The sequence below is a fragment of the Klebsiella sp. F11 genome (genome assembly GCF_056712265.1).
The window spans coordinates 903401-918328 of record NZ_CM160060.1 but is presented as its reverse complement, the minus strand read 5'-3'; the positions used below and the strand labels follow the sequence as shown (position 1 = coordinate 918328).

At 58.1% G+C, this 14928-nt stretch carries 15 protein-coding genes and 1 other RNA gene; 4 read left to right on the top strand and 12 right to left on the bottom strand.

Going from position 1 to position 14928, the window contains the following annotated elements; translation table 11 throughout:
* Nucleotides 1-77: 77 nt before the first annotated feature.
* From ubiI to AC1M2H_RS04660, 4 genes are read right to left on the bottom strand one after another with little or no spacing between them, the layout of a single operon-like run.
* A complete protein-coding gene (gene ubiI, locus AC1M2H_RS04675) occupies nucleotides 78-1280 on the bottom strand; it encodes an FAD-dependent 2-octaprenylphenol hydroxylase (protein ID WP_480150480.1) in 1203 nt (400 codons plus the stop codon).
* Nucleotides 1281-1290: 10 nt separating this feature from the next.
* Nucleotides 1291-2469: a 2-octaprenyl-6-methoxyphenyl hydroxylase gene (ubiH, locus tag AC1M2H_RS04670; RefSeq protein WP_480150479.1), complete on the bottom strand. Its 1179-nt coding sequence runs from the start codon at nucleotides 2467-2469 to the stop codon at nucleotides 1291-1293.
* The gene (gene pepP / locus AC1M2H_RS04665) at nucleotides 2466-3782 is read right to left on the bottom strand and encodes a Xaa-Pro aminopeptidase (RefSeq protein ID WP_480150478.1); all 1317 of its coding nucleotides are present in this window, start codon (nucleotides 3780-3782) and stop codon (nucleotides 2466-2468) included. Before pepP ends, ubiH begins: the two co-directional genes overlap by 4 nt.
* Before the next feature lie 23 nt (nucleotides 3783-3805).
* Nucleotides 3806-4384 carry a YecA/YgfB family protein gene (locus tag AC1M2H_RS04660; RefSeq protein WP_464415139.1) on the bottom strand — a complete coding sequence of 193 codons (579 nt, stop codon included), beginning with the start codon at nucleotides 4382-4384 and terminating at the stop codon, nucleotides 3806-3808.
* Nucleotides 4385-4550: 166 nt separating this feature from the next.
* Here AC1M2H_RS04660 and zapA point away from each other — a divergent pair, with 166 nt between their 5' ends.
* From zapA to AC1M2H_RS04645, 3 genes are all read left to right on the top strand, one after another.
* Nucleotides 4551-4880, top strand: a complete 330-nt coding sequence (gene zapA, locus AC1M2H_RS04655) for a cell division protein ZapA (RefSeq protein WP_041147162.1) — start codon at nucleotides 4551-4553, stop codon at nucleotides 4878-4880.
* Nucleotides 4881-4920: 40 nt separating this feature from the next.
* Nucleotides 4921-5104: non-coding RNA, 6S RNA (gene ssrS / locus AC1M2H_RS04650), on the top strand.
* A gap of 127 nt (nucleotides 5105-5231) precedes the next feature.
* Nucleotides 5232-5831: a 5-formyltetrahydrofolate cyclo-ligase gene (locus AC1M2H_RS04645; RefSeq protein WP_480150477.1), complete on the top strand. Its 600-nt coding sequence runs from the start codon at nucleotides 5232-5234 to the stop codon at nucleotides 5829-5831.
* A 1-nt stretch (nucleotide 5832) separates the two neighbouring features.
* Here the strand turns inward: AC1M2H_RS04645 and AC1M2H_RS04640 are convergent, their stop codons facing one another.
* The 3 genes from AC1M2H_RS04640 to rpiA all read right to left on the bottom strand — a co-directional run bounded on the left by AC1M2H_RS04640 (nucleotide 5833) and on the right by rpiA (nucleotide 8642).
* Complete coding sequence (locus AC1M2H_RS04640; protein WP_480150476.1) at nucleotides 5833-6444, bottom strand: DUF2238 domain-containing protein; 612 nt, start codon at nucleotides 6442-6444, stop codon at nucleotides 5833-5835.
* Between the two features lie 37 nt (nucleotides 6445-6481).
* Complete coding sequence (serA, locus tag AC1M2H_RS04635; RefSeq protein ID WP_480150475.1) at nucleotides 6482-7714, bottom strand: phosphoglycerate dehydrogenase; 1233 nt, start codon at nucleotides 7712-7714, stop codon at nucleotides 6482-6484.
* A 268-nt stretch (nucleotides 7715-7982) separates the two neighbouring features.
* Complete coding sequence (gene rpiA, locus AC1M2H_RS04630) at nucleotides 7983-8642, bottom strand: ribose-5-phosphate isomerase RpiA (protein WP_045857130.1); 660 nt, start codon at nucleotides 8640-8642, stop codon at nucleotides 7983-7985.
* A gap of 167 nt (nucleotides 8643-8809) precedes the next feature.
* Between rpiA and argP the strand changes: the two genes are divergently transcribed.
* On the top strand, nucleotides 8810-9703 hold the full coding sequence (argP, locus tag AC1M2H_RS04625) for a DNA-binding transcriptional regulator ArgP (protein ID WP_041147167.1): 894 nt from the start codon (nucleotides 8810-8812) through the stop codon (nucleotides 9701-9703).
* Nucleotides 9704-9756: 53 nt separating this feature from the next.
* Here the strand turns inward: argP and AC1M2H_RS04620 are convergent, their stop codons facing one another.
* The 5 genes from AC1M2H_RS04620 to pgk all read right to left on the bottom strand — a co-directional run bounded on the left by AC1M2H_RS04620 (nucleotide 9757) and on the right by pgk (nucleotide 14889).
* On the bottom strand, nucleotides 9757-10530 hold the full coding sequence (locus AC1M2H_RS04620; protein ID WP_480150474.1) for an oxidative stress defense protein: 774 nt from the start codon (nucleotides 10528-10530) through the stop codon (nucleotides 9757-9759).
* Between the two features lie 83 nt (nucleotides 10531-10613).
* Complete coding sequence (gene argO, locus AC1M2H_RS04615; RefSeq protein WP_480150473.1) at nucleotides 10614-11255, bottom strand: arginine exporter ArgO; 642 nt, start codon at nucleotides 11253-11255, stop codon at nucleotides 10614-10616.
* Between the two features lie 141 nt (nucleotides 11256-11396).
* The gene (mscS, locus tag AC1M2H_RS04610; RefSeq protein ID WP_480150472.1) at nucleotides 11397-12254 is read right to left on the bottom strand and encodes a small-conductance mechanosensitive channel MscS; all 858 of its coding nucleotides are present in this window, start codon (nucleotides 12252-12254) and stop codon (nucleotides 11397-11399) included.
* Nucleotides 12255-12443: 189 nt separating this feature from the next.
* A complete protein-coding gene (gene fbaA / locus AC1M2H_RS04605) occupies nucleotides 12444-13523 on the bottom strand; it encodes a class II fructose-bisphosphate aldolase (RefSeq protein WP_480150471.1) in 1080 nt (359 codons plus the stop codon).
* Nucleotides 13524-13725: 202 nt separating this feature from the next.
* Complete coding sequence (gene pgk, locus AC1M2H_RS04600) at nucleotides 13726-14889, bottom strand: phosphoglycerate kinase (protein WP_426812470.1); 1164 nt, start codon at nucleotides 14887-14889, stop codon at nucleotides 13726-13728.
* Between the last annotated feature and the right edge of the window lie 39 nt (nucleotides 14890-14928).

The window sequence follows — 14928 nt, the reverse complement described above, 5'->3', positions numbered from 1 at the left end:
AAAACGGCTGAGATTAGATTATTTCAAATGAGACGGGGAAACCCGGCGCGAGGGCCGGGGAGAGAAGTGTGACGCGCTTAACGTAACCAGGCCGGAAGGTCGTTCAGGCCCATCGCCTGGCGGATCAGCTGCGGCTTGACGCCCGGCAGCGTATCGGCCAGCTTGAGGCCGATATCGCGCAGCAGCTTCTTCGCCGGATGGCTGCCGGCAAACATTTCGCGAAAGCCCTGCATCCCCGCCAGCATCAGCGCGGCGCTGTGCTTGCGGCTGCGCTCATAGCGACGTAGATACAGATGCTGGCCAATATCCTTGCCCTGGGCATGCAGGCGCCGGATCTCATCGATAAGCTCGGCGGCATCCATAAAGCCGAGGTTCACCCCCTGCCCGGCCAGCGGGTGGATGGTGTGGGCCGCGTCGCCAACCAGCGCCAGGCGATGGGCGGCAAACTGGCGCGCGTAGCGGCCGGTAAGCGGGAAAACTTCGCGCTCGCTCTCAAGCTGGCACAGGCCGAGGCGGTTATCGAAGGCGATATTCAGCGCCTGATTAAACGTCGCCTCGTCCGCCTGCTGCATCTGCTCCGCTTCCTGCGGCGATAGCGACCAGACGATAGAGCACAGGTGCGGATCGCTGAGCGGCAGGAAAGCGAGAATACCCTCGCCGTGGAAGGCCTGGCGCGCGACGGCTTTATGCGGCTCCGCGGTGCGGATGGTGGCCACCAGCGCGTGATGGCGATAGTCCCAGAAGGTCAGCGGAATATCGGCCTTGTTGCGCAGCCAGGAGTTGGCGCCGTCGGCGCCGACCACCAGCCGGGCGGTCAGCATGCTGCCGTCCTGCAGGCTGAGAAAGGCTTCGTTCTCACCCCATGCTACCTGCTGCAGCTGCGCCGGGGCCAGCAGCGTGACGTCAGAACAGCGCTGCGCCTTTTGCCACAGCGCGTGGTGCACCACCGCGTTTTCAATAATGTGCCCGAGATGGCTGAAGCCCAGGCTTTGGTCATCAAAGCTGATGCGGCCAAAGCTGTCTTTATCCCACACTTCCATACCGTGATAACAGCTGGCGCGCCGGGCGATAATAGTTGACCAGACGTCAAGCTTGCTCAGGAGCTTCTCGCTGGCGGCGTTAATCGCCGAGACCCGCAGCGCCGGTCGCGCGTCGGCATCCAACGGCTGTGGCTCAGCCTGCTCAAGTACGGCGACGCGCAGCCCGCTACCCTGCAGTCCGCAGGCCACCGCCAGCCCCACCATGCCACCGCCCACAATGGCCACATCAACACTTTGCACGTTCAACTCCTTAACGGGGGACCCAACCGAGGGTACGCTGCGCCAGCGCATCGCGCGCCGGAGTAAATAATTCCATTGCCATCAGCCCGACGTTGCGCCCCGCAACCAGCGGCGCCCAGCGGTTGGCAAACAGATGAACCAGGCCATCGGTCACGCCGATAGTGGCGGACTTATCATCCGCACGCCGCGCCTGATACTGGTCAAGCAAGGCATAATCGCCGGGATCGCGGCCGCTGGCGCCGGCCTGGGCAACGATTTCCGCCAGGCTCATCACATCGCGCAGGCCGAGGTTAAACCCCTGTCCGGCAATGGGATGCAGCGTCTGCGCCGCGTTGCCGACCAGCGCCAGGCGATGGGAAACCGCGCGGGAAGCGGTGGTTAACGCCAGCGGATAAACGCTGCGCCTTCCGGCGTGGGTTATGCGCCCCAGCCGCCAGCCAAACGCCTGCTGCAGCTCGTGGCAAAAACGTGCATCCGACCAGCTCAGGACGTCGTCATACCGCGCCTGAGGGTGGCACCACACCAGCGAACAGCGGCCCTGCGACATCGGCAGCATCGCCAGGGGACCGTGCTCGGTAAACCGCTCAAAGGCGCGTCCCTCGTGGGGCAAAGCGGTGCTGACGTTGGCAACGATCGCCAGCTGTTGGTAGGGCTGCTGCTGCCAGCTGATACCGCAGCGGGCGCCGATGGTCGAGCGCGATCCGTCCGCCGCCACCAGCAGCCTGCCGTCAATCGTTTCGCCGCTGTCCAGGGTGATGCTAACGCCCACCTCCCATCGGCGGACGTTCTCTACTTTGGCCGGACAGTGCAAGGTAATGCCCGGCGCCTCGCGCAGCTGCGCAAACAGGCGCTGGCCGATATCGTGCAGCTCAACGACCTGGCCCAGCGCCGCGAGGCCATAGTCCTGCGCCTCCAGCGTGACGAACCCCGCGTGGCCGCGGTCGCTGACGTGCACGCGCTGAATTGGCGTCGCGCAGTCGGCGATCTCCTGCCAGATACCGACGCGCGCCAGCTGCTGGCAGGTGCCTGCCGCCAGCGCAATCGCCCTGGCGTCAAATCCAGGATGCCGCGAGGAGTCCGGCGCCGCCGCTTCCACCAGATGAACCGGCAGCGCGCCGTCGGTCAGCCGGGAGATAGCCAGAGCGAGGGTCGCGCCGGTCATGCCGCCGCCAACGATCAGCACGCTCATGATCGCGGTGCCGCGGCCATCAGCGCTTCGATGTCGTCCGCGCTTTTCACCACCCCGGCGGTCAGATTTTCATTGCCGTCAGCGGTGATCACAATATCGTCTTCGATGCGGATACCGATACCGCGATACTGCGGCGGCACCTCGGCGTCCGTCGCAATATACAGCCCCGGCTCAACGGTCAGCACCATGCCCGGTTCGAGAACCCGGGAGCGGTCGACATCGTAGTTTCCGACATCATGTACGTCCAGCCCCAGCCAGTGGCTCAGGCCGTGCATAAAGAACGGGCGGTGCGCATTGTTAGCCAGCAGCTCGTCAACGTCCCCTTTAAGAATGCCGAGGCGCAGCAGGCCAACGACCATTATCCGCACGACTTCCTGATTAACCTCCTGAATAGAGGTACCCGGGCGGTAGAGCCTCAGCGCGGTTTCCAGCGATTCGAGGACGATGTCATAAATCTCGCGCTGGGCCGGACTAAATTTGCCGTTCACCGGGAAGGTGCGCGTGATATCGCCCGCATAGCCGCGGTATTCGCAGCCGGCATCGATCAATACCAGATCGCCATCGCGCAGCTCGCTCTCGTTTTCGGTGTAATGCAGAATGCAGCCGTTGTCGCCGCCGCCAACGATGGTGTTATAGGAAGGGAAGCGGGCGCCGTGACGGTTGAATTCATGAAGGATTTCGCCTTCCAGCTGGTATTCGAACATCCCCGGCTGACATTTTTCCATCGCCCGGGTGTGGGCCAGCGCGGAAATTTCTCCGGCGCGGCGCAGCACGTCGAGCTCTTCTGGCGATTTGAACAGGCGCATCTCATGCACTATCGGCCGCCAGTCGATGACGGAATTTGGCGCCTGCAGGTTCTGGCGCGAGCCTTTACGCAGCTTTTCCTGCGCCATGAAGACGATTTTATCGGCGTAGGCATATTCGCCCTGCGCAAAATAGATGGCGTCAAGGCCGTTCAGCAGCTGATACAGCTGCTGGTTAATTTCGCTGAACGCCAGGGCGCGATCGACGCCGAGCTTCGACGGCGCGGCGTCCTGCCCAAGGCGGCGGCCGAACCAGATTTCCGCCGTCAGATCGCGGACGCGGTTAAACAGCACGCTGTGGTTATGGGTTTCGTCGCTTTTAATCAGCACCAGCAGGGCTTCAGGCTCATTGAAGCCGGTGAAGTACCAAAAATCGCTGTTCTGCCGGTAGGGATATTCCGAATCTGCGCTGCGTACCGCTTCCGGTGCGGCGAAAATGAGCGCCGCGCTGCCCGGCTGCATCTGCGCTAACAGCGCCTGGCGACGAGAAAGAAATTCCTGCTGTGTCATGACGCCCCCTCAACAAATTGTAATTAGTGTAGTGTCGGCTTGCGTACTTCCGGTGCGGTTGGCTGCTGGCGCGAGAAGTTTTCGTGGCACAGCAGCGCGGCAACGCGTACGTACTCGATAATCTCTTCCAGCGACATCTCCAGCTCTTCCTGGTCTTCGTCTTCGTCGTAGCCCAGCTGCGCAATGTTGCGCAGATCGTCGATGGCTTCGCCGGTTTCATCCTTGACCTTATCCAGCTTCGGCTGAGTCACACCAAGGCCCAGCAGGAAGTGGTTAACCCAACCGGCCAGCGCGTCGGCGCGTTCAAACACGCTCACGTTCTCACCTTCCGGCAGATAGAGCTGGAACAGAAAGCCGTCGTCTTCCAGCGAGTCGCTGGTCGCAGAATGCATGCTGCGCAGAGACTGCGCCAGCTCGTGACCGAATGCGAGACCTTCGTTCGTCAGGTCGTGCACCAGCGGCTGCCAGCTGCTGTCTTTATTGCCGCCGCACAGGATGCCGCTGATTAGGCCGTGCATTTCTGCCGGGGTTAAGCCCACGCCCTGTTGGTTAAGTAACTGGTCTACGGCGTTGTAACCAGGCATTTCGTTCTGTATAGACATGCGCATTCGTCATCGTTGGGAGGAATATTCATGATATGCTACCACTTTGGACCCTGGTGAACCAGAATAGGGCTTGTACCTTCGCATCAGGGTAGCTATAGTGTCGCCCCTTCGTCGTCCTGGGTACGGACGTGAAGGCCGCGCAGTCAATCAGCAGGAAGGTGGCATGTCTGCACAACCCGTCGATCTCCAAATTTTTGGCCGTTCACTCCGCGTGAATTGCCCGCCTGAACAAAGGGATGCCTTGAGTCAGGCAGCTGACGACCTGAATCAGCGGTTGCAAGATTTAAAAGAACGCACTAGAGTCACAAATACTGAGCAGCTGGTCTTCATCGCCGCGTTGAACATCAGCTATGAGTTAACTCAGGAAAAAGCGAAAACCCGCGACTACGCCTCCAGTATGGAACAGCGTATTCGGATGCTTCAGCAGACCATCGAGCAGGCGCTGCTCGAGCAAGGTCGCATAAGCGAAAGAACCGGGCCGAAGTTTGAATAACACTTTGCAATTAACTGTGTTAGAGTAATCGCAGAACAGAATTTCTCTGAGATGTTTGCAAGCGGGCCAGTCCCCTGAGCCGATATTTCATACCACAAGAATGTGGCGCTCCACGGTTGGTGAGCATGCTCGGTTCGTCCGAGAAGCCTTAAAACTGTGACGACGCATTCACCTTGAACCAAGGGTTCAAGGGTTACAGCCTGCGGCGGCATCTCGGAGATTCCCTTCTTTATTCGCGCTTCATTTCGTACGACTTCACTTTTAGCATTTCATCTACTCTGTATTACACTACGCCTACATGCATAACCGGCTCACGTCGTGACGTGATAATGCCCGATCAGGCGATCTTTCATGACCCAAATTTCTGATACCCGCTTAACCCGACAGCAGATTCGCCAGCACATCCGCCAGCTTCGACGCGCGCTGACGCCTGAACAGCAGGCCAGCCTCGCCGCGCTGGGAGCGAACCGCATGATGGCCTATCCGCCGGTGACCCTCGCGCGAACCGTGGCGCTGTTTCTTTCCTTCGATGGCGAGCTGGATACTCAGCCGCTGATTGAGCAGCTGTGGCGGGCGGGAAAACGCGTCTATCTCCCCGTGCTCCACCCTTTCAGCCCGGGAAATCTGCTGTTTTTACACTATCATCCGCACAGCGAGCTGGTGATAAACCGCCTGAAAATTCACGAGCCAAAGCTCGACGTGCGCGACGTGCTGCCGCTCTCCCGGCTGGATGTGCTGATTACGCCGCTGGTGGCCTTTGACGCGTTCGGCCAGCGCCTGGGAATGGGAGGGGGATTTTACGACAGGACGCTGCAAAACTGGCGGCAGTACCCGCTGCAGCCCGTCGGCTACGCCCACGACTGCCAGCAGGTCGACGCGCTGCCGGCGGAGCAGTGGGATATCCCGCTGCCCGCGGTGGTCACACCCTCAAAGCTATGGCAGTGGCCGTAGGCTATGAAAGACCGAGCCGGCTCAGCTGCCGGTTATGCCGGCCGCTTAGCAGGAAGATCGTCGCCAACGACCCCAGCAGCGCGCAGAACATATCCGACTGTGTGTCCCACGGGTCGCCCTGGGTGCCGAGAAAATCGTCCGCTCCCTGCCCCATCGCCAGCGCCGCCCACCATTCAATCAGCTCGTAGGTGGCGCTGATGGCCAAAGCGATGCAGCACACCAGAAATGACAGCATCTTGCGCCCGCGGACGTAGCCGCCGCGAATAAGAATTTCCCGCGCCGCCAGCGCCGGCACCAGCCCCTGAAAAAAGTGGCCCAGCTTATCGTACGGATTGCGGCTTAGGTTCAGCCACGCCTGCACGTCAAAACCAATTGGCACTTTGGCATAGGTATACATCCCGCCCACCATCAGAATGATGGCGTGAAAGAAGATAAGCGTGTACAGGAGCGGGGTAAGCGGATAGCGCGAACGCGTCGCCAGCAACAGCGGAACGATGATAATGACCGGCGTCACTTCCATCAGCCACGTGAGACGGTCGTGAGTGCCCAATCCCGTCCATGCCAGGAGCAGCAGCAGGAGCAAAACGCCGGTATTCAGCAGAGATTTATGCATAGGTTAAAGGGATCCCCGCAGGGATCCTCGATGTTAATCAGAACAACAGACGCGCGCGGATGGTGCCCGGAATCGCCTTCATCGCCTGCAGGGCCTGCTGCGCTACATCTTCTTCAGCTTCAATATCGATAACCACATAGCCCATCTGTGGAGTGGTTTGCAGATACTGCGCCGCAATGTTGATGCTCTGAGCGGCAAAGATCTGGTTGATTGCGGTCAACACGCCGGGACGGTTTTCGTGAATATGCAGCAGACGGCGGCCGCCGTGCAGCGGCAGCGACACTTCCGGGAAGTTAACCGCAGAAAGGGTTGAGCCGTTGTCGGAATACTTCGCCAGCTTGCCCGCCACTTCCAGACCGATGTTCTCCTGCGCTTCCTGGGTAGAACCGCCGATATGCGGCGTCAGGATCACGTTGTCGAACTCGCACAGCGGCGAGGTGAACGGATCGCTGTTGGTCGCCGGTTCGGTCGGGAAGACGTCGATTGCCGCGCCCGCCAGGTGCTTGCTCGCCAGCGCATCGCAGAGGGCCGGAATATCGACCACGGTACCGCGAGAGGCGTTGATCAGCAGCGCGCCAGGCTTCATCAGCGCCAGCTCTTCCGCGCCCATCATATTTTTGGTAGAGGCATTTTCCGGCACGTGCAGGCTCACCACGTCACTCATATTCAGCAGGTCGGAGAGATGCTGCACCTGGGTGGCGTTACCGAGCGTCAGTTTGCTTTCAATATCATAGAAATAGACGTGCATCCCCAGCGATTCGGCCAGAATGCCCAGCTGCGTACCGATATGGCCGTAGCCGATAATACCGAGCTTTTTGCCACGCGCTTCAAAGCTGCCGACCGCCAGTTTGTTCCACACGCCGCGGTGCGCTTTGGCGTTCGCTTCAGGGACGCCGCGCAGCATCAGCAGCAGCTCGCCGATGACCAGTTCGGCAACGGAGCGAGTGTTAGAAAACGGGGCGTTAAAGACCGGGATACCGCGTTTGGCCGCCGCGTCCAAATCGACCTGGTTGGTACCGATGCAGAAGCAGCCGACGGCGACCAGCTTTTCTGCGGCAGCGAAGACTTCTTCCGTCAGATGAGTACGGGAACGCAGGCCAATGAAATGGGCATCACGGATCGAGGCCTTCAGCGCTTCGTTATCGAGCGCGCCTTTGTGAAATTCAATGTTGGTATAGCCTGCAGCGCGGAGGTTATCCACCGCCTTTTGATGCACACCTTCAACCAGCAGAAACTTAATCTTGTCTTTTTCCAGTGATACCTTAGCCATTTCCCCGTCCTGTTTTGTCTTATCTGGTGTCGTGCGGAACGACACTTCATCCCAGCAACATATCAAAAAAAACTATCGCGGCAATATGAACGTTTGCGTCGACGTCCTGAAGAAATATCACTCAGAGGGAAATAGCAGGACAAAAAACCAGAAAGGGAAAGAAAGGTAGATTGTTACTCAGGCTAGTTGCATAAATGTGACAGAAGTCACCGAATTCATCCTGACGAAAAAATATTTGCGAGGGAGCGATTCGCTCCCTCCGATCGGATTATTTGACGATGGTTTTGACGCCGTCGGCGGTGCCGATCAGCGCGACATCGGCGCCACGGTTGGCGAACAGCCCCACGGTCACGACGCCAGGGATACCGTTAATGGCATTTTCCAGCGCAATCGCGTCGAGGATCTCGAGGCCGAAAACATCGAGGATGACGTTACCGTTATCGGTGATCACGCCCTGACGATACTCCGGACGGCCGCCCAGCTTCACCAGCTCACGCGCCACGGCGCTACGAGCCATAGGAATAACTTCTACCGGCAGCGGGAATTTGCCGAGGATATCGACCTGCTTGGAGGCGTCAGCGATACAGATAAACTTGTCCGCGACCGAGGCGATAATCTTCTCGCGGGTCAGCGCCGCGCCGCCGCCTTTAATCATCTGCATATGGCCGTTGATCTCATCGGCGCCGTCCACGTAAATACCCAAACGATCGACGCTATTGAGATCGAATACCGGAATGCCGAGGCTTTTTAGCTTTTCGGTGGAGGCATCGGAGCTGGAAACGGCCCCCTCAATCTGCCCCTTCATTGTGCCCAGCGCATCAATAAAATGCGCGGCCGTGGAGCCGGTGCCGACTCCCACGATGGTGCCCGGCTGTACATACTGCAATGCCGCCCAGCCTACTGCTTTCTTCAGTTCATCTTGCGTCATGATTATGGTCCGAGATGTGAATACCTGAGGCGCATTATAGAACATCGGGGGTGTTATTGTCCCTGCGACGGGGATCACACATCTGAGCAGACTATTTTCGTCTTCATCAAAAAGAAATTTATGTCATAGTGCAAGTTAATGAAAAGTTATGGGGGTACGCCAGAGCAATGAAACGACCGGACTACAGAACACTACAGGCGCTGGACGCGGTGATAAGAGAACGTGGGTTTGAGCGCGCCGCGCAGAAGCTATGCATAACACAGTCCGCCGTCTCTCAGCGTATTAAACAGCTGGAAAACATGTTCGGCCAGCCGCTGCTGGTGCGAACCGTGCCGCCGCGTCCAACCGAGCAGGGGCAGAAGCTGCTGGCCCTGCTGCGTCAGGTTGAGCTGCTGGAAGAGGAGTGGCTGGGCGATGAACAAACCGGCTCCACGCCGCTGCTGCTGTCGCTGGCGGTAAACGCCGACAGCCTGGCGACCTGGCTGCTGCCGGCGCTCTCCAGCGTGCTTTCCGACTCCCCTATTCGCCTGAACCTGCAGGTGGAAGACGAAACCCGCACCCAGGAGCGCCTGCGCCGCGGCGAGGTTGTCGGGGCGGTCAGTATCCAGCCGCAGGCGCTGCCAAGCTGCCTGGTCGATCAGCTCGGGGCGCTGGACTATCTGTTTGTCGCCTCGAAAGAGTTTGCGCAACGCTATTTTCCCAACGGCGTAACCCGCTCGGCGCTGCTCAAAGCGCCGGTGGTGGCCTTCGATCATCTCGACGACATGCACCAGGCGTTTTTGCAGCAGAACTTCGATCTGCCGCCGGGCAGCGTGCCTTGTCATATCGTTAACTCATCGGAAGCCTTTGTGCAGCTCGCGCGCCAGGGCACCACCTGCTGTATGATCCCGCATCTGCAGATTGAGAAAGAGCTGAACAGCGGCGAGCTTATCGATTTAACGCCGGGCCTGTTCCAGCGCCGGATGCTCTACTGGCATCGTTTCGCGCCGGAGAGCCGGATGATGCGCCGGGTCACCGATGCGCTGATTGCCTACGGCCACAAGGTGCTGCGCCAGGACTAAACGCCGGGCATAAAAAAAGCCACTTCAGCTGAAGTGGCTTTTTTGCATCTGGCTTACTGCGCCGCAGCGGCCGGTTTCTCCGGCTGAGCTGGCTCTGGCTGAGCCGGCTGGGCTGACTGACCAGGCTGCAGCTCAAAGACCACGTCCACCTGATCGTCGAACTGGATCGTCGCCTGCTCGTAAGTTTCCTGAGCGGAAACCGGCGCGGCATCGGCGGCTTTCATCATTCGAACCATCGGGCTCGGCTGATAGTTCGAGACATGATAGCGAACGCTATAAACCGGGCCCAGCTTGCTGTGGAAGCCGGCAGCCAGCTCCTGAGCCTGGTGCACGGCATCGTCGATCGCCGCCTTACGCGCCTTATCTTTATAGGCATCCGGTTGCGCAACGCCCAGCGATACCGAGCGAACTTCGTTCAGACCGGCCTTCAGCGCGCCGTCCAGCAGACCGTTAAGCTTGTCCAGCTGGCGCAACGTCACTTCGACGGTGCGCACGGCGCGGTAGCCTTTCAGGATGCTTTTGCCGTTCTGGTAATCATAGTCAGGCTGGGTACGCAGGTTCGCGGAGTTGATATCCTTCTTGGCGATGCCGTTCTTTTCCAGGAAAGAGAGGTATTGCGCAACGCGGTCATCGGCCTGCTTTTTCGCCGATGCGGCATCTTTCGCGGCAACGTTGACCTCAATTGCCAGGGTCGCAATATCGGGCGCCGCAGCAACGCTGGCGGTCCCCGAAGTCACAATGTGGGGGCCATTTGGCAATTCATTTGCCTGCGCCGCCATTGAGCTGAATCCGATTGCTGCCGCCAGGGCTATGAGCTTTAACTTCACTGTCGTTTCTCCATCTACATTGGTCGCCGATATATGGACGCATGCCAGCAAGCTTAACGCGTATACGCGGAAAGTCCATCGGACTAAGCCTGGTTGAACAAAACCTGCAGATGTAAAAGGCCATCTTTCGCCAGCTGGACGGCAATCAGCCACATCACCAGGCCAACCAGCAGGTTAATGATCCGCTGCGCCCGGGCGGTGCGCAAACGCGGCGCCAGCCAGGCCGCCAGCAGAGCGAGGCCGAAAAACCACAGGAACGAAGCGCTGATGGTGCCGAGCGCAAACCAGCGCTTCGGCTCAACCGCCAGCTGCCCGCCCAGGCTGCCGAGCACCACGAAGTTATCGAGATAGACGTGCGGGTTCAGCCAGGTTACCGCCAGCATGGTGACAATAATTTTCCAGCGCCCCTGCTGCATCACCTCCGCGCTCGCCAGCTCCAGATTGTCGCTAAAGGCCGTCTTCAGCGCGCCGAAACCGTACCATAGCAGGAAGGCCACGCCGCCCCAGGTCACCAGCGCCAGCAGCCACGGCGACTGCATCAGCAGCGCGCTGCCGCCAAAAATACCGGCGCAGATCAGCAGCAGATCGCTAATGGCGCACAGCAGCGCAATCATCAGATGATACTGGCGGCGAATCCCCTGATTCATCACAAACGCATTCTGCGGCCCAAGCGGCAAAATCATAGCCGCTCCCAGGGCAAGCCCCTGAAAGTAATACGATAACATAGTGGTTTTTCCGATGAGGTCGTTAATGCAGGTGAATATAACGCGCCAGAATCATTAGAGGAAATTTATAATATTAATCATTGATAAGAAGAGCTAATAAAGGCCAGCGGACGCTGGCCTTCGGTGAGTACGGGCGCGGAGCTACTCCGCCTGCTCCTGCGGGCGGATAACGTGCACGTCCATCTGCGGGTACGGGAAGCTGATGCCGTTGGCGTCGAAGTCGCGCTTGATACGCTCCAGAACATCCCAGTAAACGTTTTGCAGATCGCTGCTCTGGCTCCAGACGCGGATCACGTAGTTAACCGAGGACGCCCCCAGCTCGTTGAGACGTACGGTCCTTTCGCGATCTTTCAGGATGCGCTCGTCGGATTCGATAATATTGGTCAGCAGCTGCTTCACCTTATCAATATCGGCATCGTAGGCGACGCCAATAATAAATTCGTTGCGGCGAACCGGTTCGCGCGAAAAGTTAATGATGTTACCGGCGATGATTTTACCGTTCGGGATCACCACGATTTTGCCATCGGCGGTGCGCATGGTGGTGGAGAAAATCTGCACGTTCAGTACGGTGCCGGCCACGCCGCCGAGATCGACATATTCACCCGCGCGGAACGGGCGGAACATCACCAGCAGCACGCCAGCGGCGAGGTTGGACAGCGAGCCCTGCAGCGCCAGACCAACGGCTAAACCGGCGGCGCCGAGTATGGCAATCACCGACGCCGTCTGCACGCCGACGCGGCCTAAGGCGGCAATCAGGGTGAAGGCGATAATGGCGTAGCGCACCAGCGCGGAAAGAAAATCGGCAACGGTGGCATCAATCTTACGCGCCAGCATCAGACGATTAACCGTGTTCGACACCATGCGCGCGACGATCATCCCGACGATAATAATCGCGATCGCCGCGACGATGTTGACGGCATAGCTCAGGAGCAGCTCCTGATTACGCACCAGCCACGAGCTGGCGTTGTGTATGCTATCGGCGACGTTCAAATCTTCCATTTAACATTCCTTATGAATAACCCGGGCGGGAAATAAAAAACCAGGCCTGCAAAACGGCAGGTAGGTTAAGGGTAAACAATAAGCGCCTGTTTTGCCAAGTCGATCACAGTTTCTCTCTGGAATATCCTTTGGCACAGAAACGAAAAAGCCCGCAGTTAAGCGGGCTTCAGGGTAAGAAACAGAATTTTCTTACAGAACGTCGATCGCGTTCAGCTCTTTAAATGCCTGCTCCAGACGAGTCACCATGGACGCCTGAGCAGCACGCAGCCATACGCGCGGATCGTAGTATTTCTTGTTCGGCTGGTCTTCGCCTTTCGGGTTGCCCAGCTGGCCCTGCAGGTAAGCTTCGTTAGTTTTGTAGTACTGCAGGATACCGTCCCAGGTTGCCCATTGGGTATCGGTATCGATGTTCATTTTGATCACGCCGTAGCTTACGGAGTCTTTGATTTCCTGAGCAGAAGAACCGGAACCGCCGTGGAAGACGAAGTTCAGGCTGTTGTGCGGCAGGTTATGTTTCTTAGAAACATATTCCTGAGAGTCGCGCAGGATAGTCGGGGTCAGAACCACGTTGCCCGGCTTGTACACGCCGTGCACGTTACCGAAGGAAGCAGCGATGGTGAAACGCGGGCTGATCTTGCTCAGTTCAGTGTACGCGTAATCAACGTCTTCCGGCTGGGTGTAGAGCGCAGAAGCGTCCATGTGGCTGTTGTCCACGCCGTCTTCTTCGCCACCGGTGCAGCCCAGTTCGATTTCCAGGGTCATGTCCAGTTTCGCCATGCGCGCCAGGTATTTAGAGCAGATTTCGATGTTTTCGTGCAGGGACTCTTCGGACAGGTCAATCATGTGGGAAGAGAACAGCGGTTTGCCGTGAGCGGCGAAGTGTTTTTCACCCGCGTCCAGCAGACCGTCGATCCACGGCAGCAGTTTCTTCGCGCAGTGGTCGGTGTGCAGAATAACCGGCACGCCGTAGTGTTCAGCCATATGGTGAACGTGGTGCGCGCCGGAGATAGCGCCGAGGATTGCCGCGCCCTGAGGAACGTCGGTTTTCACGCCTTTACCCGCGATGAACGCCGCACCGCCGTTAGAGAACTGAACAATAACCGGAGATTTAGCTTTTGCAGCTGCTTCCAGAACGGCGTTGATGGAGTCAGTACCCACACAGTTAACCGCTGGCAGTGCGAAGTTATTCTCTTTAGCTACCTGGAACACTTTCTGAACGTCATCACCAGTGATCACGCCAGGTTTTACAAAATCAAAAATTTTAGACATGTTACGTAGTCCTGTATCTTCGGCCGTTTCTGCTCGTCACAATTCGTGCTGCCGGTGCGTTGGCTCTTCTCGCTTACCGCCGCCGCTAACTTGCATAAGCCGCCGGGGTTCGCCGTGTCGCTGCCTGCCGGCAACGCGAATTATTTAGAGCGACAATTGAATAGAATTTGAAAAACAGGCGATGTTACCCGCCTGTACAAACTTACTTCTTAGCGCGCTCTTCGAGCATTGCTACTGCTGGCAGTACTTTACCTTCCACGAATTCGAGGAACGCGCCGCCGCCAGTAGAGATGTAGGAAATTTTGTCAGAGATGCCAAACAGGTCAATGGCCGCCAGGGTATCGCCGCCGCCTGCGATGGAGAACGCTTCGCTGTCGGCGATAGCGTTAGCCACGATTTCGGTTCCTTTACGGAAGTTCGGGAACTCAAATACGCCGACCGGGCCGTTCCACAGGATGGTTTTGGCGTTTTTCAGGATCTCAGCCAGCCTCTGTGCGGAAACATCGCCGAGGTCCAGAATCTGCTCTTCATCTTTGATGTCGTTAACAGATTTCAGGGTTGCGGTCGCCGTTTCGGAGAATTCAGTCGCGACGCGAACGTCGGTCGGAACCGGGATATCGCAGGTCGTCAGCAGACGCTTAGCTTCGTCAACCAGGTCAGCTTCGTACAGGGATTTGCCCACGTTGTGGCCCTGAGCGGCGACGAAGGTGTTGGCGATACCGCCGCCGACAATCAGCTGGTCAGCGATTTTAGACAAGGAGTCCAGAACGGTCAGCTTAGTGGAAACTTTAGAACCGCCGACGATGGCAACCATCGGGCGAGCCGGCTCTTTCAGCGCTTTACCCAGCGCGTCCAGCTCGTCAGCCAACAGCGGGCCGGCGCAGGCGACGTCGGCAAATTTGCCGATACCGTGGGTAGAAGCCTGGGCGCGGTGGGCGGTGCCGAACGCATCCATAACGAACACGTCGCACAGCGCGGCGTATTTTTTAGACAGCTCTTCGTCGTCTTTCTTTTCGCCTTTGTTGAAGCGAACGTTTTCCAGAACAACCAGCTCGCCGGCGGCAACGTCAACGCCGTCCAGGTAATCTTTAACCAGACGTACCGGGCTGGAGAGTTTGTCTTTCAGGTAATTAACAACCGGCAGCAGAGAGAATTCTTCGTTGTACTCGCCTTCGGTCGGACGACCCAGGTGAGAAGTGACCATCACTTTAGCGCCCTGCTTCAGAGCCAGCTCAATGGTCGGCAGAGAAGCGCGAATACGCGCGTCGCTGGTTACTTTACCGTCTTTAACTGGTACGTTCAGATCGGCACGGATAAAAACGCGTTTACCAGCCAGATCCAGATCGGTCATCTTAATTACAGACATGGTGAATCCTCTCGTTGATTCATAAAGTTTTGCAAGCGC

Bases quoted from the DNA above. Each gene is read 5' to 3' on its own strand.
- ubiH (WP_480150479.1), bottom strand. From the start codon at position 2,469: ATGAGCGTGCTGATCGTTGGCGGCGGCATGACCGGCGCGACCCTCGCT.
- pepP (WP_480150478.1), bottom strand. From the start codon at position 3,782: ATGACACAGCAGGAATTTCTTTCTCGTCGCCAGGCGCTGTTAGCGCAG.
- AC1M2H_RS04660 (WP_464415139.1), bottom strand. From the start codon at position 4,384: ATGTCTATACAGAACGAAATGCCTGGTTACAACGCCGTAGACCAGTTA.
- zapA (WP_041147162.1), top strand. From the start codon at position 4,551: ATGTCTGCACAACCCGTCGATCTCCAAATTTTTGGCCGTTCACTCCGC.
- AC1M2H_RS04645 (WP_480150477.1), top strand. From the start codon at position 5,232: ATGACCCAAATTTCTGATACCCGCTTAACCCGACAGCAGATTCGCCAG.
- AC1M2H_RS04640 (WP_480150476.1), bottom strand. From the start codon at position 6,444: ATGCATAAATCTCTGCTGAATACCGGCGTTTTGCTCCTGCTGCTGCTC.
- serA (WP_480150475.1), bottom strand. From the start codon at position 7,714: ATGGCTAAGGTATCACTGGAAAAAGACAAGATTAAGTTTCTGCTGGTT.
- rpiA (WP_045857130.1), bottom strand. From the start codon at position 8,642: ATGACGCAAGATGAACTGAAGAAAGCAGTAGGCTGGGCGGCATTGCAG.
- argP (WP_041147167.1), top strand. From the start codon at position 8,810: ATGAAACGACCGGACTACAGAACACTACAGGCGCTGGACGCGGTGATA.
- argO (WP_480150473.1), bottom strand. From the start codon at position 11,255: ATGTTATCGTATTACTTTCAGGGGCTTGCCCTGGGAGCGGCTATGATT.
- mscS (WP_480150472.1), bottom strand. From the start codon at position 12,254: ATGGAAGATTTGAACGTCGCCGATAGCATACACAACGCCAGCTCGTGG.
- fbaA (WP_480150471.1), bottom strand. From the start codon at position 13,523: ATGTCTAAAATTTTTGATTTTGTAAAACCTGGCGTGATCACTGGTGAT.
- pgk (WP_426812470.1), bottom strand. From the start codon at position 14,889: ATGTCTGTAATTAAGATGACCGATCTGGATCTGGCTGGTAAACGCGTT.